The sequence below is a fragment of the Massilia sp. Se16.2.3 genome, from assembly GCF_014171595.1.
In the GTDB taxonomy this organism is placed as follows: Bacteria; Pseudomonadota; Gammaproteobacteria; order Burkholderiales; family Burkholderiaceae_D; genus Telluria.
This window is the reverse complement of the sequence record NZ_CP050451.1, coordinates 2,968,579-2,986,629: the sequence shown is the minus strand read 5'-3', so window position 1 is coordinate 2,986,629 and position 18,051 is coordinate 2,968,579. Positions and strand designations below refer to the sequence as shown.

Here is an 18,051-nt window from a genome sequence, read left to right as displayed (position 1 = left end):
TGCCGCCCTTACTCCAGCTTTTAATTTAACGCTCACTCATATTTCCAGCAGCACTTTTATTTAGAATCCGTCCGCGCATCGCCTTTACCGTTCTTATTGCAACCCACCTGACCGAGTAACGCGCATCATGCTCACACTTTCCAACCGTGTATTAAGCCAGTTTTGCGCCGGAATGGTATCGCTGCATCGGACCACCAAAATCGCGCTAATGGTCGCCATCGACCTGGTTGCATTACCCCTCTGTTTTCTGATCGCCATGTTATTGCGAGGTGGCGATTTGAAACTCGCGTCCAATTACGGGCCGGCCTCATATATTCTCGTGGCACTCGTTACCATTGCCGCATTGTCGATGTCCGACCTGTATCGCGCGGTGATCCGTTTCATCGACGGCCGCCTGCTCAGTACCACCGGTCTGGCGCTCGGCATTGCGGTCTTGTGCGCCTATGTCGTGCTGTTCGCGATTAACGACGCCATGTTTCCGCGCAGTGCCCTGGCCATTTACTGGTTCATCGTCTTTTCGTATGTGGTTACCTCCCGAATCGGCATGCGTAATTTCCTGCGCAGCCATAGTGCACGCCGTCCGGCTTCCGATGCGGTGGCCATCTATGGTGCCGGCGAGGCTGGGGCGCGCCTGGCGCAAACGATGCGCAATAGCGACGAATACCGTCCGATCTGCTTTTTCGACGACAAGCGCGCACTGATCGACCGCACGATTGCGGGCCTGCGCGTCTTCCATACCGACCGCCTGGCCCAGCTCGTCGCCGCCCACGACATCCGCACAGTCGTGATCGCCGTGCCCGCCATGCCGGTCGAGCGGCTGCGCGACATCATGCAGCGCCTGGCCGGAGCCGGCGTCACCACGAAAATCCTCAGCCGCCTGGTCGACCTCGCCGACGACCGCGTCCGGCCGCGCGACTCGATCCGCGAGCTGAAATTCGAAGACCTGCTCGGACGCCCTCCGGTGCCGCCGCGCCTGGACCTGTTTGCCCGCTGCGTGCGTGGCAAGACCGTGCTCGTCACCGGTGCCGGCGGTTCCATCGGCAGCGAACTCTGTCGCCAGATCGTCACGCTGGCGCCAATCCGCCTGCACCTGCTCGACCACTCGGAATACGCCCTCTACACCATCCGCCAGGAACTCATCACCCGCTTTCCCGACCTGCGCATCGATGCCCACCTCGGTTCCGTCTGCAATGCCGACCTCGTCGAGCGCATCCTCGGCGAAAGCCACGTCGATACGGTCTACCATGCCGCCGCCTACAAGCACGTCCCCCTGGTAGAGACCAATATCGTCGAAGGCCTGCGCAACAACGTGCTCGGCGCCCAGGTGGTTGCCTCGGCCTGCGCCACCCACAACGTCGAAACCTGTGTGCTCATTTCCAGCGACAAGGCCGTGCGCCCGACCAACATCATGGGCGCCAGCAAGCGCATCGCCGAGCTGATCTTCCAGGCTGCCGCGGCCCGGTCGGGCACCCGCACCACCTTCTGCATGGTCCGCTTCGGCAACGTGCTCGGCTCGTCCGGCTCGGTGATCCCGCTCTTCCAGCGCCAGATCGCCCGCGGTGGCCCGCTGACCATTACCCACCCAGAAGTGTCGCGCTACTTCATGCTCATCCCCGAAGCGGCCCAGCTCGTCATCCAGGCGGGTGCGATGGCCAAGGGCGGCGACGTCTTCGTGCTCGACATGGGCGAACCGGTGCGCATCGTCGAACTGGCCCGCACGCTGCTGGCCATGTCCGGCCTGACCGAAAAAACGCCGCAAAACCCGGATGGCGACATCGAGGTCAAGTTCGTCGGCCTGTTTCCGGGTGAAAAGCTGCACGAGGAATTGCTGACCGACGGCACCGTGTTCCCGAGCGAACACCCACGCATCATGCGCATGAAGGAAAACGCCTTGCGTCCGAGCGTGCTCGAAACCTGCATCACCTGCCTGATGATGGCCTGTGAAACCCACGAGCGCGGCATGATCGAATCGATGGTCAAGGCCATCGTCAGCGAATACACGCCACAACTGCCCGTCGCCGTCCCCACGCCGGTACCCGAGCCCCAGCCCGAGCCAGCCCGGCTCAGCCTCATCCATAAATTCGTGCCCTTCCGTACCTGAGGCGGCACGCCTTCCCCACCCTACCCCCCAATGTTGGCGAGGATATCCATGCGCGACGAACACCAATCGGCACTCCTAGAGCAGCTCACCGCGAAACTGCGCGACCGCACCGCGGTCATCGGCATCATCGGACTCGGCTAGAGCGTGTTGAAATGCCCCTTGAGGTCGACGGTCGGTTCGTCGGAGGTGCTCCGGGGCGGCCGGGGATCGAAAGGAACACTCAGAATCGGCGGGCTGTGCATCACATGGGGGGTGAGCGGATGGTGGTCTGAGGGCTTGGTCATGGTCGTCTCCGGCTCACGGACGCGTGGTGACGCCGACCGCAGAAGTCAGCGCCCCCGGGAACAGCAAGCTCAGGTGACGGTTCCAGTTCGCCAGCGGTGAAGCGGCCACGTAGACCACGTCCTTGGGACGCAGCTCGAAAGACTCGGCCATGGCGATCGATCCTGCCAGGCGGGCGTCGAGCTGGAACACGCGGGTGCGCTCAGGCGTCTTGCGCACGACGTAGATCTGGCGCGCGTCGCCGCTCAGCGGGCTGATGCCGCCTGTCTCGCCGAGTGCTTCATTGAGGGTCAGGCGGCCGTTGTGCATCGTCAGCGCCCGTGGCGTGACCACCTCTCCCGACACGAAGACCTTGCTCTCGTCGCGCGAATGCACGCGCACGACGTCGCCCGGGGCCAGCATGAGGTTGGCCGGGTTGATTCCCTTTTGGACGAGATCGCGCAGGTTGATGCGGTAGCGCGCATCGCCGCGTTCGAGCGCGATGCGGCTCTGGTCGGCGGTCGGCAGCATGCCGCCGGCGCGGTTGATCGCCTCGACCAGCGTCATCGGGATGTCGTTGATCGCCTGCAGGCCGGGAGACTTCACTTCGCCATCGATGTAGACGCGCTTGCTGCGGTATGCCTGGACTCGCAATGTGACGTTCGGATTGGCGATGTAGCGCGCCAGCTTCTGCGTGAGCAGCGCGCGCGCCTGTTCCTCGGTCAAGCCTTCGACCGGCAGCAGGCCCGCGAACGGAAACTGGATGCGCCCCGGTGGTCGACGACGAAGCCTGGCTGCGGCGCGTTCGCTGCGCCGGTCCGTGTTGGCGCCAGCCGCGTCGAGCGCAGCCGTGGCAGCCGTCATGCCCCCTCCCGCGAGTTCGGGATGGTCCCAGACGACAATGGACAGGATGTCCCCGCGCCCGATCGTATAGGGTGGCGGATTACGCACGATCAGGCGCGACAGATCCTGTTCGCCCTGCTGGAGCGCCGCCGTCTTCTCGGCCGCGATCAGCTGCTCGGTGATCATTTCGGTCGGCGGGGGTGGGTCTGCCGCGGTCTTGCCGTCATCGGACCGGAATTGCAGGCCCGATGCGCACCCGACCAGCACCAGCGCGCTCACCAGGAGCGCGCAACGCCGCCACAAAATTTCTGTTGGTAAATTCATGAGCTTGCCTATCAAATGAATAGCCGTTCCACTGCTGACCAACTCAGCGTACGGCCTCCACCACAGGCGGCTTAGATGCACATCAAACGGCAGGCTCAGGCAAGACAGGCAGGCGGATGGGCACGGCTGGCGCGGCCGGCATGCGTTTCCATGCGTAAAATTCAGGCGCTCAGCGTACTTCCTCGAGCAGCTTGAGGGTCTCGGAAAACAGCCACACACGGCGGATCTCGATGACGTCGAATTGCGCCGCCACATTCGCGGGGAAGGCGGCATAACGGGCGTTCAGGCGCACGATCCGGCGCACCGCCTCGTCGAGGTCGGCGCGTCCGCTGGAGCGCACGATGGTGATGTCGTCGACGCTGCCGTCGCTGCGCAACGCCACGCTGACGAGCGGATCGGCGCGGTCGGGCCGCCGGCCACGCGCATCTGGATTTGCGCGGCATTGCGTTCGATTTTCTGGCGGAAGCTGTCCACGTACAGACGGACGGGCACGTCGCGCTCGGCGCTGTCGACGACCCGCCTGCGCCCGTCCGGCAACTGCTGGGCAGGACGCAGCGCCGCCGGGGCTCGCCCGGCAGGTCGATGCCGCGCATCAGTTCGCGTGCGCGGCTGGCCAGGTCGCTCCCCAGCATTCCGCGAGGCAAGGTCCCGTTTCCTCCCGCGCCAGCTCCGCGGCCGGGACCGTTGCCGGCCAGTCCGTCGCCCTCCCCCGCAGGGGATGCGGGCGCGGCCGCCAGTTGCGCCTGGCGTGCGTGCTTGGCGCCCTCGGCTTGCTGGCGCGCCAACTCCTCCGCGCGGCGCCGCCCGGCAAGCGCATCTTCCGCCTGCTGGCGCGCGACGGCCTGCGCCTGCTGCCGCGCCGATTCCTCGTCACGCCTGCGCTGCCGCTCCGCTTCCTCGGCCAGGCGCTGGGCTGCCTGTGTTTCGCGCTGGCGCGTTTCGGCAACGCGGCGTATGTCTTCCTCTGCCTGCCTGCGTGCGGCCTCCTGTGCCAGGCGCCGTGCCTCCTCCGTCTGGCGCCGCACGCTTTCCTCGGCCAGCCGGCGCGCACTGTCCTCCGCGACGCGGCGGCTGTCGGCCTCGGCCTGGCGCCGTGACTGCTCCCCGCCAGGCGCCGTACGTTCTCCTCGGCCAGGCGCCGCATCTGCTCCTCGGCCTGCCGCCGCGCGCTGTCTTCGGCCAGCCGGCGCTGTTCCTCCCGGGCTGCCACCTCCCGTGCACGCCGTGTCGCCTCCCTCGCGTTGCTGCGCGAGCGCCCGCTCCTGCGCCTCCTCGCGCTGCCGCGCGCTGCCAGCCGTTCGCGCTCCTGCTCGCGGCGGCGCTCCTCGGCCAATGCACTCTCCGCGATGGCCAGATCGCGCTGGCGCGCCTGTTCGCGGGCAGCGTCGGCGCGCTGCAATGCAGCTACGCGCTCACGCTCGGCTGCGGCCGACCTCTCCTGCTCGGCCAGCCTGGCCTGCTCCTGTTCGCGTTGCTGTTGCGCCGGGGCGTGCTGCGCAGCCTGCTCGCGCGAGCGCTCGGCCTCTTGCCGTTGCTGTTCAGCCAGTCGCGTGCGCTCCAGTGCCTCCCCCGTGCTGCATCCTCCTGAGCAATGCGCTCAGCGGCCAGCCTCGCTTCCTCCTCGGCCAGGCGCTCCCGCTCCGGGGCCAGCGCTCGCTCGTCCGCATCATCGACGACATCGTCGGCCGCTTCCGGTTCCGCTTGCGCCACCTCCGGCTCCGGTGCGGCCGGCACAGGTCCTTCCAGTGGTACCTTGAACGACGCTTCCGGATTATCCTGCTGGGCAATGACCGCGACCGTGCTTTCGGGCGCGGACGCAGCCGGGGCGCGCGGGGCACGCCTGCGCCTGGACACAGGCCTGGTCCTGGCTGCCACGGGTGCGGGCGGCGGGGCCTTGGGCAGCGGGTCGAACAGGCGCAACCCGGAATGCGCTGGCGGCGCGGAAGCAGGTAATGGCGCCGCCTGGCCCAGCTCGGATGGCGGGGTCGCCCCGCGAGGCGCAGTGTCGAGCGCAAGCGACGGCGGGTCCGGCAGTGGCGGCAGCGTGGCAACGGGAGGCGCCAATGGTGGCAGCGGCGGCAGCGGCGCCAGTGTGACGCTGATCGGGCTCGCCCCGCCCGCGCGCATGCCCGGGATGCCGAAGTGGACGGACAGGATCACCGCATGCACGAGCAGCGACACCAGCAGACCGATCGCCATGCGGCGGTGGGCAAGGTCGGGCACTTGCGGTCGGGTGGTGGATGGCATGCGGGGGGGGCGGGGAATGGTTGAGCTGCCAGCATAACCTTTACCGTGGCGGCGCGCACGCACGCTAGCATTCGGCACTGCCGTGGACGATACTGCTTGGGTCGACTGTGACGAAGGAGACGTCCATGTATCCAGGGTTTATTTTTGCGACCGGCATCGAGAACAGCAATCCGACGATTCACGGCGGGCGCGTCCGGATGGACGAACTCGAAAAATGCGCGCATTACCGCTACTGGCAGCGCGATTTCGAACTGGTCGAAGAACTCGGCTTGCGGGTACTGCGCTACGGCCCGCCACTGCACCGCACTTTCCTGGGACCGAACCGCTTCGATTGGGAATTCGCCGACCTCGCCTTTGCCGACCTGCAGCGCCGTAACATCGCGCCCATCGTCGACCTCTGCCATTTCGGGGTACCCGACTGGATCGGTAACTTCCAGAATCCGGATTTCCCCGAACTGTTCGCGGCCTACGCCGGGGTTTTCGCGCGGCGTTTTCCCTGGGTGCAGATGTACACGCCGATCAACGAGATGTGGATCTGCGCCATGTTTTCCACACTGTACGGCTGGTGGAACGAACAAGCGCGCAGCGATGCCGCCTTCGTGAAAGCCATCAAGCACCTGGTCAAGGCGAATATCCTGGCGATGCACGCCATCCTGAAAGTGCGCCCCGACGCCCTCTTCATCCAGAGCGAATCGACCGAATATTTCCATGCCGAGGCGCCCGAGGCCATCGGCCCCGCCGAAATCAACAACGCCCGCCGCTTCCTGGCGCTGGACCTGAACTACGGCCGCCGGGTCGATTCGGAAATGTATGAATACCTGCTCGACAACGGGATGACGCGCGAGGAATACCATTTCTTCCTCCAGCATAACCTGAAGCACCACTGCATCATGGGGAACGATTATTACCAGACCAACGAGCATTACGTCTCCGCCGATGGCCTGACGCGCGCCGCAGGCGAAATCTTCGGTTATGCCGTCATCACCCACCAGTACTACAACCGCTACCGGCTGCCGGTAATGCATACCGAAACCAACCTGTGCCAGGGCCCGGCCGGCGACGAAGCCGTGTATTGGCTGAAGAAGGAATGGGCCAACGTGCTGCGCGTGCGCAACAACGGGGTGCCGCTGGTCGGCTTTACCTGGTATTCCTTGACCGACCAGGTCGATTGGGACAGTGCGCTGCGCGAAGACCGCGGCAACGTGAATGCCCTCGGATTATTCGACCTGGACCGCAAGATTCGGCCGGTCGGCGTGGCCTACCGCGAGCTCGTCAAGGACTGGGAAGCGGTACTGCCAACCAAGAGCATCTGCCTGCAGGTACCGGTCGTGATGCCGCACGCCTACGCGGCCGATTTGACCTCGCTCGATCCGGCCTCGCCGAGCGACGAAGCACCGCTGGGCTGAACCCGCAAGGGCGCGTCAGTGCTTGCGCAGCGTGAAGGTATAGGTGTCGCCATGCGCCAGGAAAACGACGCTCTCCTCCAGCCCGGCCGACTTGACCTCGCGCGCGAAATCGGCCAGCGGCGACTTGAACACATCGTAGTCGTTGTAGTGGATCGGAATCGTCTTTTTCGGTTTGACGATCTGCATCATCTGCACGCCGTCCTTGCCGTCCATGGTGACCTTGAACACGCCCAGGATGCGGGTACCGCCCAGGTGCAGCAGCGCCAGGTCGATGCCGGGGAAGCGCTGGGGAATGCTGCGGATATCGTCGTAGACAAGCGTATCGCCGCTGATATACATGCGGTAGTCCGGGGTGTCCGGATTCGCGCCGAAGTCGAGCACGCTGCCCATGACCTTCGGCAGCAGCACCGAGACCCCGGCCGCGCCGTGGCGCCCCGGAACCGAGCTGATGCGCAAGTGGGCGCTGCCCTTGGTAACGTCAAGGCGGTCCCACTCGCTGAGCGCGAAACGCTGCTGGAAGCCGAGGCGCTTGAGTTTTTCGCTGGCCTCGCGGGTGGTCACGATGGGAATCCTGCGGTCGAGCTTTTCCTGCACCAGCTTGTCGAAATGGTCGTCATGCATGTGCGAGAGGATGACGAGGTCGATCGGTGGCAGCTTGTCGAAGTCGATGGCCGGATTGGTTTGCCGCTGCGAAGTCAGGCCATACCCGAGGTGGACGTGTTCGCCCTTGTGCAGGAAATTCGGGTCGGTCAGGATGGTCAGGCCCTGGTAGCGGATCAGCACGGTGGCCGTGCCGATGAACTGGACGGTGCCCGTATCGGCCGCCGCCGTATCGGCCGGGCCGGGCAGCTTCAGCGTGAATGTGTCCCCGGGTGCCGCTGCCGGACGCGCCCCCTCCTGCGCATTGCTGCGCGCGGTGAACGACATTCCCAGCGCGATGCACACGACCGCGCCGCCGAACCAACGATGAACACGCATACCGACTCCGTCATGGTCGAGCCTTTACCGATGGGCTCACGATGTCTAAACGTTATCACGAAGGCCAGTCTGGCGGCGTCCGTTTGCAAAATGCCAACACCTGCCTAGCGTCGCAAGTGCTTGCCCGGGCGATGTTGGTTTTCCGCAGAACTGCGAAATAGCGAACGGAGCGGTGTAACAATCCGGACCAAAATGTCCTTGCCTCCACAAACCGGCACGGGAGCCGGTGCAGACGCCGACGCGTCGCACCAGGCAACGGCGGTTTTGTCGGATGCCTTCACAACAAGCGCAGCGAGGACACCAGATGACAACCATAAGACACACCCTGACAACCACCGTTCCCGCATCGCCTGCGGACGTCTGGACCTGGTCCACCTCGATCCGCGGCATCAAGCAGGAAATGTGGCCTGTGCTGAAGATCACCTTCCCGAAAGGGATGACCCATATCGGCGAAGACACGACGCTCGACAAGCCGCTCTGCCGGTGCCAGTTCCTGCTGCTGGGTATCTTCCCGGTCGACATGTCGAAACTGACCTTCTCGGAAATCGTTCCGGGCCACCGTTTCGTCGAGCAGTCACCGCTCCTGTCGATGCGCTCCTGGCGTCACGAGCGCATCATTACCTCTGTTGCCGGCGGCACCTGCGTCACCGACAACCTGACCTTCTCGCCACGCTTTGGCGGTCCGGTGGTCGGCTGGTTCGTCAAGAAGTTCTTCGAACATCGCCATGCGGTGCTGGCACGCGCCTTCGCCCGTACAGCCACGAAGGAGCAGGCTGCGGGGCCTGCGCACTGAAGGGACGGCGATCCGGTAACACATACCGGGATAGTGAAGCAAAACAGATCGCGGCGCTGCCCCGCGCCGTGCAACTGCGCCTGCCTGGGACGACGCTAGGGTCGCTTCAGGTTGCTGACGCTACTGGGCGGATGCTCCCAGCCCCGTTCGACGACCTTGCCGTTGACAACCTGGTCTTCGCGGAAGTCGCCGCCGGCCATGTAGTAATGCACGCCCGAAGGCCCATCGCCAGGCTTCCAGCTTGCCGCCGAAACGATTTTCTCCACATCCCATCCGACTAGAACGCCATCATCGACGAGGCGGATCTTCAGTCTCAGGCTGCCACCCTTGGTGCGCAGGAACTCCAACACCTCGGCAGGAATACGTTCAGCGACCTTCGCCGTGTAGTCGGCGATCACGGGACTGCCATAGCCGGTAAGCGCCCCGCTTGGGGTCGACCGGCAGGCTGTCCAGGTCGCGCGAATAAAGGCTGGCAGACCGCGTTCCCCACCGGGGAAGCTCGAATTGCCCACGTTTTTCAGGTTGACCAGGGAACCGCCATCGATCCGGTATCCCTTGTCGTCATAGATCTCTACGCCGCATTTATCGGTCCTGGCGTCCAGGCGCAATACACCGATCCGGATGGCACGGGGTGCGTCGTCACGGCGACTGGCGCCGCGGGCGCAGGCTGCCACCGCAGGCAACAGCGCGGCGATCCATAACATGCTGCGACGCATAGGGCTTACTTTACGGATGGAGACCGGACGTTTCATGGACCTTGCACCGTTAAATTGAGATCGTAACCGTTTTCCTTGAGCCACTTGAGATAGCCCTTCATATCCACGGTGCCTGTGCCAAAGCCCGGAACCGGTCCCCGCACCGTGTTACCGCTACCATTTACCGTTCCCGGACGGTAGCTGATGAACTGGCCGGTGTCACTGAACTTCATGCCGACACCGTCCATCTGGCGCTGGGTCGTCCTGGTGCCGTCCCGGTAGCGCACCTCCCGGTCCTCTTGCGTGGGAACGCCGTCGGGCGTGTTCTGGTTGTTGCTCTTGTCGTGCAACACCGTCGTGGCGATCACGGTACGTGGCGCGTCGTCTACCTTCACCCCGGCAGTGGCTGCCTGTTTGACCATCCACTCCATCGCAACCTGCGCCAGCTGGTTTTCGCCCGCGCCGAAGCCGCCACCGATATCGGCATGGGCACCGAGGAAGCCGCGTTCGATCCTGACTTTCCCGTCGGGCGTTGGCGCGCCACCGATCGATTCGAGCGGGAAGGCGCCAAACCTGCCACCGGGCAGATCGCGGACCGACTGTCCGCGGAATTCATTGAGGGCAACCGCATGCGAAACGTGCGCGAACTGCGCGGGAATGGCCAGGTTGTACGCGGGTCCGCTGTTCGTACTGAGCACGGTGTCCCACAGGCCCAGGAAGCGGAAATTGACTTTCTGGCATTTCACGATGTCTTCGCCATTTGCTCCCTTGACGGTGTACTTGTACCAGCCGTCCGTGGTACGGGCTGCGATCCGGTTCGAGAAGTCGCGGGCCTGCGCAGCGCCGCGGCTGAAGCCGACGATATCGATCTCCATGACGTCGTCGTCGGCCGCCGTATCGGCAGCGTTATTGAAATACTCTTCCATCCGAACGATCCTGGCGTTGCCCGAATAATTGAACGCCATGTCGGCTGTCTCATTCGGCAAGACGTTGTACCAGGGGACAAAATCGCCGGGGCGTATCGGTCGCGCGGCATCGCTGGTATCGACCGTGCCGACACCGGAAATATAGTATTTCGGTCCATCCTGGTAGCGATCGAAGAACTGCGACACGTTCGAGCGCGAGCCGCCGTTCGCCGCCAGCCAGGCATCATCCCGGGTATTGCCGGTCCCGTCGAACGCGAACAGCACCAGCCCTTCCGGGTCGATGTACCTGAGCGGATTGTTGCTGACGTAGGCATAGCTGTTGATATCGGCCCGCAGTCCCAGCGGGTCCGGGCTCAGGTAGCGGCCCTCGCGGGGGTCGTAGTAGCGGTGGTCGTTGTAGTACAGCCCGGTCTCGCCGTCCTCGTACTGGCCAGGCAGGCGTAGCGGCTGCACGAACGCGTCCTGGTTGTGGCTCACTGCGATCACGCCGAAACCGCTGTACTGCGCCACCCAGACCGGCTTCGCCGCGGCGTCGGTCGCCACCTCGGGTGCGCCCAGGTGGTTGGTGTGCAGGTAGGCGACCGCTTCGCGCGCGTTGCCGAGCCAGGACTTGAAGACCAGGCCGATGTCGTGCCATGCCTGCCCGGTGCCCGAACGTTCCCCGCTCTCCGGCTGCACACCGTCGGCATGATCGATGATGGCGACCGGCTTGTCGGCCAGGTACAGGTATTCGCGCGTCACGCGGCCGTGTGCATCGAGTTCGGCTGCGACCTTGCGGCCGGTGTAGAGGAAGTGGCGCGTGTCGCCCGCCGCCGTCTTGGCGATGCGCTCGCCGCGGTGGTTGTAGCTGTAGGCGGCGACATCCTTGCCGTCCTCGCGCACGGCCGTCAGCTTGCCCAGCGCATCCCATTCGAAGGCGCGCTTGCCGATCGAGAGCGGCAGGCCGCTGGCATCGTACCGGATCGGCTGAGCGCCTCCAGCCTCACTCGAACGGCGATTGGCGCCTGGCTGGTAAGCCGTGCGCACGGTGGCCGCGTCCACGCCGGCGGCCGGCTGCTGGGCGAGCAGGCGGTTGCCGCTGGCATCGTAGAAGTAACGGGCGTCGATTGCCGGCCCCTCCTGCGACACCTGGCGCAGGCCGGAGGTGGTGCGGGTGCGCGCCTCGACGATCAGGCGGTCCCGGGCATCGTAAGCATAGTCGCGCGTCTCGTCGTTGCCGCGCACGCCCAGCAGGTTGCCCTGCACGTCCCACAGGTAACGCGAGTCGAACAGGCTGTTCGGCTCGCGCGGCAGTCCAAGCACGTTTACCGGCTGAGCCGCCGTGGCAGGGGCCATGGCCGCATGGGCAGGTGCGATCCCGAGCAGGCGCTCGATGCCGGCCGAGGTCACGACCGTGCCCGGCGCCGGGTCCTGCGCGCGGCGGTAGACGATGCGTGCCAGCGTCCCCTCCGGGCTGCGCTGGTAGCGCGCCTGCACGCCGTTACCATATTCGAAAGCGCTGATATCGACCTGGTCGCGCTCGATCTTCGACACCAGCGTCTGCGAAGGCAGCAACCAGCGCAGCCAGGACGTGCGCACCCGGTGGCGTTCCAGCGCCACCAGCGCATTCTGGGCATTGCGCTTGTATTCGATGACGCTGCCATCGGCAAGCGTGATGCTGCGCGGCTGGCCGTCGGCATCGTATTCGTAGCTGGTACGGCTGACGATCGGCTCCGCCCCGGCGCGATGCAGGGTAACGGTCTTGGCCAGCAAGCGGTGATTGGCGTCGTAGGTATAGCGCTCGCTCTGCGCCGGATGGTCGATCGCCAGCAGGTCGCTGCCCTGCCAGCGCCAGGTGGTGGTCACCGGCTTGCCGTTGCCGGCTTTGAGGATCGTCTGGCGCGCAATGCGCCCGGCCGCATCGTACGCATAGGTGGCGCGGTTGCCGTGGCTGTCGGTGCTGCCGATCACGCGGCCGGCCAGGTCGTAGCTGCGCGTGACGGTGCCGCTGTCCGGGCTGGACACGACCAGGGTGCGGCCGAAGTCGTCGTTGACGTAGCGCGTGCGCGCACCGTTGGGCGCACGGATCTCGTCGGTCAGGCCAAGCGCATCCCGGCCGACCGTCATGCTGCCGGCGAACGGGTATTGGCCGCATCGGTCACTTCGACCATCTGGCCGTCGGCATCGTAGCGGTAGCGCTGTTCGCGCCCCAGCGCGTCGACCCGCGCCGCCACCTGGCCCAGCGCATTCCAGACGATCTGGCGCGTGATGCCGGAACCATCCGTCACGCTCACCAGGTGGTTGGCCTCGTCGTAGCCAAACAGGCGGACCTGGCGCATCGAGCCCGCCTGGGTGCTCGCTTCCAGCACACGTCCTTCGCTATCGGCCAGCCGGCGCGACAGCACGCCTTCGTGCGTCACGCTCCAGCTGTCGCGTCCCGTCAGGTCGGCGCCCTGCTTCGTCAATGCGGTATAGGCGCCCTTGCGGGTAATGCCGGTCTCGGCCACCCGATCCATGGCGTCGAAGCGCGTCTGGTAGACAATGCCGCTGCTAGCGACCGCGCTGCGGCGGTTGCGCGCGTCGTAGCTGAAGCTGCTGGACGCGCCGCCCGCGTTGGTGACCCTGGCGATGCGCCACAGAGCGTCGTATTCCAGCGTGCTGCGCACATTGCCGGCGCCCGTCACGGCGACGATGGCGTTGCCCTTCGGGTCCCACTCGAGCAGGGTGATATCGGAATCGCGCGGGCTCGCGGTCGGGCCGTTCGGCAGCGGGCCGTCGACGCTGGCCAGTACGCTGCGGCCGTTGATGCGGCGGTAGCCATAGCGGGTGCTGCGCGTCATCGCCACAGGCTCGGCGCCCGCGCCCGGCGCCCAGCCGCTTTCGCTCACTTCGAGCGGCTGGCCGGCGCTGTTGTAGGTAATCGAGGTCAGCGCCTCCCTGCCCGGCACGACGCTCGGACGCGCCACCTGGGCCGGCAAGCCGGCTTCGCGGTACACATAGCGCATGCTTAGCTTGCCGGCTTGCGGCTTGCCGCCCACATACACCAGCTGGCTGATTTTCGCAGGACGCCCCAGCGCGTCGAACTCCGTGCGCAGGCCGCGCAGGGGCTGGCCGGCGTCGCTCAGCTTGACCGTCTCGGTGAGGCGCCCGGACGGGTCGTACTGGTAGCGCACATTGGTCTCGCCGCAGGTGGCGCAGCCGGGCCCCCGCACTTCCAGCAGCTGGTACTGGCCGCCAACGATCGCATGGCGGTACTCGGTTTTCTGGCCCAGGCTATTGGTCAGCAGCGTGCGGCCGGCGCCGAATTCCAGCGTCACCTTGTTGGTGTCGCCGGCCTGCTTGGTCAGCACGGCCTTGCCGTCGGCCCCGTAGCCATAGGCGGACAGGCGCGCCAGCTTGCCCGCGTCCATGACGCTGATCCCCGTCAGCAGGGTCGGCCAGCGTGCATCTTCGTAGTGATAGCTGCGGCCCATGCCCGTTTGCGGGTAATTCACGCGCACCAGGTTCGCCAGCAGCACGTTCGGGGCGACGGCAGCGCCTTGCGCAGGCTTGCTGCCGTAGGCATAGGTATAGCGGCCCAGCGGACTGTCGATGCTCTGCACGCCGCGGAAGGCGTTGCCGGCGCTGGCGCTGGCCTTGTCGAGGTAGTTCAGGCGCAGTACCCGGCCCTGGGGATCGGTCACGCTGACCAGCCAGCCCTTGCTGTCATGCTGCAGGCTGACAAATTCCCCCGTCGGCGCCAGGATCTGCACCAGCTTGCCCTTGTTGTTGAAACTGAGCTCGCGGCCGTCCGCCATGCGCCACAGATATTCCTCGCCGCCGCGGCCCTGGCGCACGCTGACCGTGCCTTCGTCGGGATTGTCGCTGGCGCACAGCGACGGGTTGGCCGGATCGCGGCTGAAGATGATGCGGCTACCGTCGGCCTGGACGATCTGCAGCGTGCGGCCGACCACGTACAAATCGGTCTCGTACGACAGCTTCCAGCCACGCCCGACCAGGTTGGTCGATGCACCGGGGCCGGACAGGCTGCTGTTGTAGTGGCGGACGATCTCCAGCCCCAGCACGCCCGGCAGCGGCGCCATGTCGACTTCGCGCTGATACTTGTTGCCGTTGATGAGGTTGATCGGATTGCCGGCGCCGACATTGACGCTGCTGTTGCTGCCGATCGTGGCCGGCCCGCCCTGGCCGCAGGTGCTGCCGCTATTACCGGGCCCACAGGTGCCCGGCGGATTCGTGCCTGGCGGCGTGAATGGCGGCGTGCCAGGGACGCAGCTGGTATTCGGAGGGCAGGCGGGTGGCGGAAACGGAAAGCCGGGGAGCGTCGTCTGGGCACGCACGCCGACGGTGGCGCCATTGAGCAGGACCGCGGACAGCGCGGCATGCAGCAAGACCTTGTACAAGGCAGTTTTGGACATTGTGTGTTGTAGTAGAAAAGTGAAGCGTTACACTCTTCGGCGTGCCGGAAACCGGACGCCCTCCCCATGTTCATGCGTCTGGCCGCGCGCGGTTTCCGGACATCTGGTAACCGTTAATACTCGACCATTTAACAATCACATATTACATCGACATCTTGAACATTTAGTATGTTTTTGATGACGCGGCCGTTGTAATGGCGACATTGGCGGCCGATGTCGTTTACGGAGAAGTTGATGGCGAGGCGGCGTTCGCCGCGTCCCGCAATGCACGAATACGGGCACGCTCCGCGGCGGGTGCGGCACGCCCGGAGATGGCGCGGGTTTCAAGTAACACCGACAGGGCGCGCAGAATATCCGCACGGCCCTCGGTCACTTCCTGCAAGGCCAGTTCGGAAACGAAGCCTTGCTGATCGACCCAGCCGGTCACCGTGAATACCCGAGGCACCCCGGTTTTCAGCACCATGAAGTCGTCCAGGTCTTCTTCGGTCGGTACGTCCACCAGGTAGGTCTTGCCGGACCTGCGCTCTTGCACCGCAAAGGGATACCACCGCAATGGCGTATCGAAGGGCTGCCATTTTCGGTGGACGACGCGCATGAACCGATGCTCGAGCACGCGCATGCCAGGGCTCTCACTCCCGCCCAGGCGCGCGATCCAGAAATCCATCAAGACACATCGGCCACTGCCGTCCAGGTTCAGCAAGCGGCGCTGCGCCCCATACGCTTCGAAGGTCGGCCCCGGCAATGCGGGAGCGACCGCGGCCGGTTTCCTGCACGCGGCCAGGTCGAGCAGCCGATACTGGCTTGCCGCTCCCGGCGGCGGCGCGGCGTGGACGTTCAGCACGCCCGTGACGACGCAGCTCGCTGCGACAAGGAAGCCGATGAAGCGCCGTCGTGTTTCGTTCACTCTGATTTCTCCGTCCCGGTTTTGCACTGCCCGAGCCACCGATTCGTCGCCTCGCTGCTGCCCTCTTCGGTCTTGACCGTCATGCGATAGTGGCGCTCATCGAGGGCGGTCACGGTGACAACCGTATGCGTGTCGCCATCCTGCTTTGGACAGGTCAGTGCGTACGTCACGCTGTTGGTATCGCTCGCAATGACACGATGCTTGCAGCTTTCCTCGTCGCGCAGGCGTTCGACAGCGCGCTGCATGTTCGCTGTCGGCAGCACGCACATGACGAAAGTCCTGGGCGCCTGCGACATCTGCCCATCCGATCCGACGTCATTGAACGTCGACTCCCATTGTCCCTCCAATAGCTTAGGAAAAGGAATGGTGTCACCGGCGGAGCACGGCAACTGGAGGGTCGCCAACGTGACTGCGGCGAGAATCGTTCTACGCATTGTTTGTGTCTCCGGGTGCTGGTGGAACCGCGCCAAACGGCAAGCACTTCAAAGACGATCTGTTCGCCGGAATAGAAAAACAGCCGTCTGCAATCGCCACGGTCGTCATGCGCGCCGTACTTCGCATCATTGCGTTACCGCCCTGACTTGGACTGTGCTCTTTTCGTCGACGGTCCGGTACAGGCCGGCCTTGCCCTCGACCGTATTGCCCTCCAAAACCACCCCCGCCGAGTTCTTGAATGCCATCGCCACCGCCCCGTCCGGCTGCCCTTTGATCACGAAGCGGTTGTTGCGGATACGCGCATTCCGGCCGTCCTCGACATACAAGGCCACCTGGGGCTCGCCGCCCGCTTGCGCCGGGCTGCGCGCCGTCATGACGATCTCGTTGTTTTCGAATACCAGGTCAGGGCCGAACAGGTTCAGCGCCCCGTTGCCGCCGATGATCCTGCAGCGGCGGATGATGTTGCGCTTTCCCTGCATGAGCACCACGATCTGGTCGGACGTCAGCGTCAGGTCTTCGAGAACGTAATCTGTATTCTGGTAGCGCGTCAGGTCGCCGTGCGCATCGCTCAGTTCTGCCCCGACCAGGAAACTCGCGCCCATCGGCCTGTTGGACAAGCGCAGGTTCTCGCCATTCCACCGGTGCGCCATGACGACCGCCGCCTGCACGGTTGTCCGGATGCTGCCGTTGCGCAGCGTGATCGCACGGGCCACTTCCCGTGGAGCACGTGGCGCGCCATCGGTGCGCGTCGTACCACCGAGATGCGTCATTCCTTTGCCGTAGTCGATCGCCGCCACGGCGCTATGGCCGGCCATATCGATGGTGACGTTGCCGGGGCCGACGAAGATCATGGCTTCGTGTGGAATCGTCGCATGCGGAAGCCGAAGCCAGCCGGTACGCGGCACCTGTTTCAGGTCGTGGCCGAGGCAATAATTGCCGGGCTCGAAAACGGTGACGGACCAGCCACGGGGATTGACCAGAGGCAGGCATGCTTGCGCCGGTGCGGGTGCCGCCTGGGCACTGGCCGGCATTGCCGCGCCGCCCAGGCAGGCGGCGAAGAACAACTGACGCAAAAGCCCGAATGCGAAGCACGCGCCTGCCGGGAGGCGGCGATACCGCTCGGTGAGCGGGTCAAATGACTTCATCGAACCTGTCCCTCATCATAACAAACGTGTGCAGAGCGCATCCGCTCGCTCACCGCGGCTCGTCGGTTCTGCTCTGGCACTGTCCTACCCAGCGGCCGGTCAATTCGCTGCTACCCTGTTCGCTCTTGATTACCTGGCGAAAGCTGCGACTGTCCGGCACCGTCAAGCTAATGTCCATGCGTTGCTCGCCGCTGGCCGTGGGGCAGGCGATAGCGTAGCGCACGAGTTCGCTGGTGCCGGCGCCCATATGGACGCGACATCCCTTTTCCTCCAATTTGCCGAGTTCCTTCTGCATATTGCGGATCGGATGCATGCAGCCTGCAGGTTTTTCCGGCACCGCGGTCTTCTCACCGTTTGCAAAGACGGCATTGACGCCGATTGTCCACTCCCCTTCCTCGATCGGCGGAAAAGGAACGGTGGCGCTCGCACCGCACGTCAGGTGCACCAGGGTGGCGCCAAGCAGGAACGGGAAGCGTGTTTTCATTGTTTGCCCTTGTATGTGATTGTATTGGAGCGTGGCAGTGCCGGGGCACCGCCGCGCCAGTAAGCAGCGCGCGTTACCGATCATGCATCGTATGCGCGCCGCTCTTCGTGGCCCC

At 65.0% G+C, this 18,051-nt stretch carries 16 protein-coding genes; 4 read left to right on the top strand and 12 right to left on the bottom strand.

What is annotated here, in order from left to right:
- Positions 1-319 precede the first annotated feature (319 nt).
- Positions 320-2,101: a nucleoside-diphosphate sugar epimerase/dehydratase gene (locus tag G4G31_RS13650; RefSeq protein ID WP_229424956.1), complete on the top strand. Its 1,782-nt coding sequence runs from the start codon at positions 320-322 to the stop codon at positions 2,099-2,101.
- Positions 2,102-2,238: 137 nt separating this feature from the next.
- Here G4G31_RS13650 and G4G31_RS13645 read toward each other — a convergent pair whose 3' ends face one another.
- From G4G31_RS13645 to G4G31_RS13635, 3 genes are all read right to left on the bottom strand, one after another.
- The gene (locus G4G31_RS13645; RefSeq protein WP_182988159.1) at positions 2,239-2,385 is read right to left on the bottom strand and encodes a hypothetical protein; all 147 of its coding nucleotides are present in this window, start codon (positions 2,383-2,385) and stop codon (positions 2,239-2,241) included.
- 13 nt (positions 2,386-2,398) lie between these two features.
- Positions 2,399-3,529 (bottom strand): polysaccharide biosynthesis/export family protein, encoded by a 1,131-nt coding sequence (locus G4G31_RS13640; RefSeq protein ID WP_182988158.1) that lies wholly within the window; start codon positions 3,527-3,529, stop codon positions 2,399-2,401.
- A gap of 169 nt (positions 3,530-3,698) precedes the next feature.
- Positions 3,699-3,911: a TonB family protein gene (locus tag G4G31_RS13635; protein WP_183108302.1), complete on the bottom strand. Its 213-nt coding sequence runs from the start codon at positions 3,909-3,911 to the stop codon at positions 3,699-3,701.
- Between the two features lie 370 nt (positions 3,912-4,281).
- Here G4G31_RS13635 and G4G31_RS13630 point away from each other — a divergent pair, with 370 nt between their 5' ends.
- The gene (locus tag G4G31_RS13630; protein ID WP_182988157.1) at positions 4,282-4,626 is read left to right on the top strand and encodes a hypothetical protein; all 345 of its coding nucleotides are present in this window, start codon (positions 4,282-4,284) and stop codon (positions 4,624-4,626) included.
- A gap of 307 nt (positions 4,627-4,933) precedes the next feature.
- On the opposite strand, the gene G4G31_RS13625 is transcribed toward G4G31_RS13630, so the two are convergent.
- The gene (locus G4G31_RS13625) at positions 4,934-5,776 is read right to left on the bottom strand and encodes a hypothetical protein (protein ID WP_182988156.1); all 843 of its coding nucleotides are present in this window, start codon (positions 5,774-5,776) and stop codon (positions 4,934-4,936) included.
- Positions 5,777-5,901: 125 nt separating this feature from the next.
- Here G4G31_RS13625 and G4G31_RS13620 point away from each other — a divergent pair, with 125 nt between their 5' ends.
- The gene (locus tag G4G31_RS13620) at positions 5,902-7,182 is read left to right on the top strand and encodes a family 1 glycosylhydrolase (protein ID WP_182988155.1); all 1,281 of its coding nucleotides are present in this window, start codon (positions 5,902-5,904) and stop codon (positions 7,180-7,182) included.
- A 15-nt stretch (positions 7,183-7,197) separates the two neighbouring features.
- Here G4G31_RS13620 and G4G31_RS13615 read toward each other — a convergent pair whose 3' ends face one another.
- Complete coding sequence (locus tag G4G31_RS13615; protein ID WP_229424955.1) at positions 7,198-8,160, bottom strand: MBL fold metallo-hydrolase; 963 nt, start codon at positions 8,158-8,160, stop codon at positions 7,198-7,200.
- Positions 8,161-8,464: 304 nt separating this feature from the next.
- Between G4G31_RS13615 and G4G31_RS13610 the strand changes: the two genes are divergently transcribed.
- Positions 8,465-8,953, top strand: a complete 489-nt coding sequence (locus G4G31_RS13610; protein ID WP_182988154.1) for a hypothetical protein — start codon at positions 8,465-8,467, stop codon at positions 8,951-8,953.
- Positions 8,954-9,048: 95 nt separating this feature from the next.
- Here G4G31_RS13610 and G4G31_RS13605 read toward each other — a convergent pair whose 3' ends face one another.
- The 7 genes from G4G31_RS13605 to G4G31_RS13575 form a co-directional block, all read right to left on the bottom strand.
- Positions 9,049-9,705, bottom strand: a complete 657-nt coding sequence (locus G4G31_RS13605; protein WP_183108300.1) for a hypothetical protein — start codon at positions 9,703-9,705, stop codon at positions 9,049-9,051.
- On the bottom strand, positions 9,702-12,680 hold the full coding sequence (locus tag G4G31_RS13600; RefSeq protein WP_182988152.1) for an RHS repeat-associated core domain-containing protein: 2,979 nt from the start codon (positions 12,678-12,680) through the stop codon (positions 9,702-9,704). The genes G4G31_RS13605 and G4G31_RS13600 overlap by 4 nt, the downstream gene beginning before the upstream one ends.
- Positions 12,677-14,968 (bottom strand): DUF6531 domain-containing protein, encoded by a 2,292-nt coding sequence (locus tag G4G31_RS13595; RefSeq protein ID WP_182988151.1) that lies wholly within the window; start codon positions 14,966-14,968, stop codon positions 12,677-12,679. Before G4G31_RS13595 ends, G4G31_RS13600 begins: the two co-directional genes overlap by 4 nt.
- A gap of 220 nt (positions 14,969-15,188) precedes the next feature.
- Positions 15,189-15,809: a hypothetical protein gene (locus G4G31_RS13590; protein WP_183108298.1), complete on the bottom strand. Its 621-nt coding sequence runs from the start codon at positions 15,807-15,809 to the stop codon at positions 15,189-15,191.
- Positions 15,810-15,868: 59 nt separating this feature from the next.
- The gene (locus G4G31_RS13585; RefSeq protein ID WP_182988149.1) at positions 15,869-16,276 is read right to left on the bottom strand and encodes a DUF3617 family protein; all 408 of its coding nucleotides are present in this window, start codon (positions 16,274-16,276) and stop codon (positions 15,869-15,871) included.
- A gap of 156 nt (positions 16,277-16,432) precedes the next feature.
- The gene (locus G4G31_RS13580) at positions 16,433-17,452 is read right to left on the bottom strand and encodes a right-handed parallel beta-helix repeat-containing protein (protein WP_182988148.1); all 1,020 of its coding nucleotides are present in this window, start codon (positions 17,450-17,452) and stop codon (positions 16,433-16,435) included.
- A gap of 49 nt (positions 17,453-17,501) precedes the next feature.
- Positions 17,502-17,936: a hypothetical protein gene (locus tag G4G31_RS13575; RefSeq protein WP_182988147.1), complete on the bottom strand. Its 435-nt coding sequence runs from the start codon at positions 17,934-17,936 to the stop codon at positions 17,502-17,504.
- Between the last annotated feature and the right edge of the window lie 115 nt (positions 17,937-18,051).

Excerpts from the sequence above, each read along its gene's own strand:
- G4G31_RS13605 (WP_183108300.1), bottom strand. The coding sequence starts at position 9,705 with ATGAAACGTCCGGTCTCCATCCGTAAAGTAAGCCCTATGCGTCGCAGC.
- G4G31_RS13580 (WP_182988148.1), bottom strand. The coding sequence starts at position 17,452 with ATGAAGTCATTTGACCCGCTCACCGAGCGGTATCGCCGCCTCCCGGCA.
- G4G31_RS13640 (WP_182988158.1), bottom strand. The coding sequence starts at position 3,529 with ATGAATTTACCAACAGAAATTTTGTGGCGGCGTTGCGCGCTCCTGGTG.
- G4G31_RS13610 (WP_182988154.1), top strand. The coding sequence starts at position 8,465 with ATGACAACCATAAGACACACCCTGACAACCACCGTTCCCGCATCGCCT.
- G4G31_RS13595 (WP_182988151.1), bottom strand. The coding sequence starts at position 14,968 with ATGTCCAAAACTGCCTTGTACAAGGTCTTGCTGCATGCCGCGCTGTCC.
- G4G31_RS13645 (WP_182988159.1), bottom strand. The coding sequence starts at position 2,385 with ATGACCAAGCCCTCAGACCACCATCCGCTCACCCCCCATGTGATGCAC.
- G4G31_RS13615 (WP_229424955.1), bottom strand. The coding sequence starts at position 8,160 with ATGCGTGTTCATCGTTGGTTCGGCGGCGCGGTCGTGTGCATCGCGCTG.
- G4G31_RS13600 (WP_182988152.1), bottom strand. The coding sequence starts at position 12,680 with ATGACGGTCGGCCGGGATGCGCTTGGCCTGACCGACGAGATCCGTGCG.
- G4G31_RS13575 (WP_182988147.1), bottom strand. The coding sequence starts at position 17,936 with ATGAAAACACGCTTCCCGTTCCTGCTTGGCGCCACCCTGGTGCACCTG.
- G4G31_RS13620 (WP_182988155.1), top strand. The coding sequence starts at position 5,902 with ATGTATCCAGGGTTTATTTTTGCGACCGGCATCGAGAACAGCAATCCG.
- G4G31_RS13625 (WP_182988156.1), bottom strand. The coding sequence starts at position 5,776 with ATGCCATCCACCACCCGACCGCAAGTGCCCGACCTTGCCCACCGCCGC.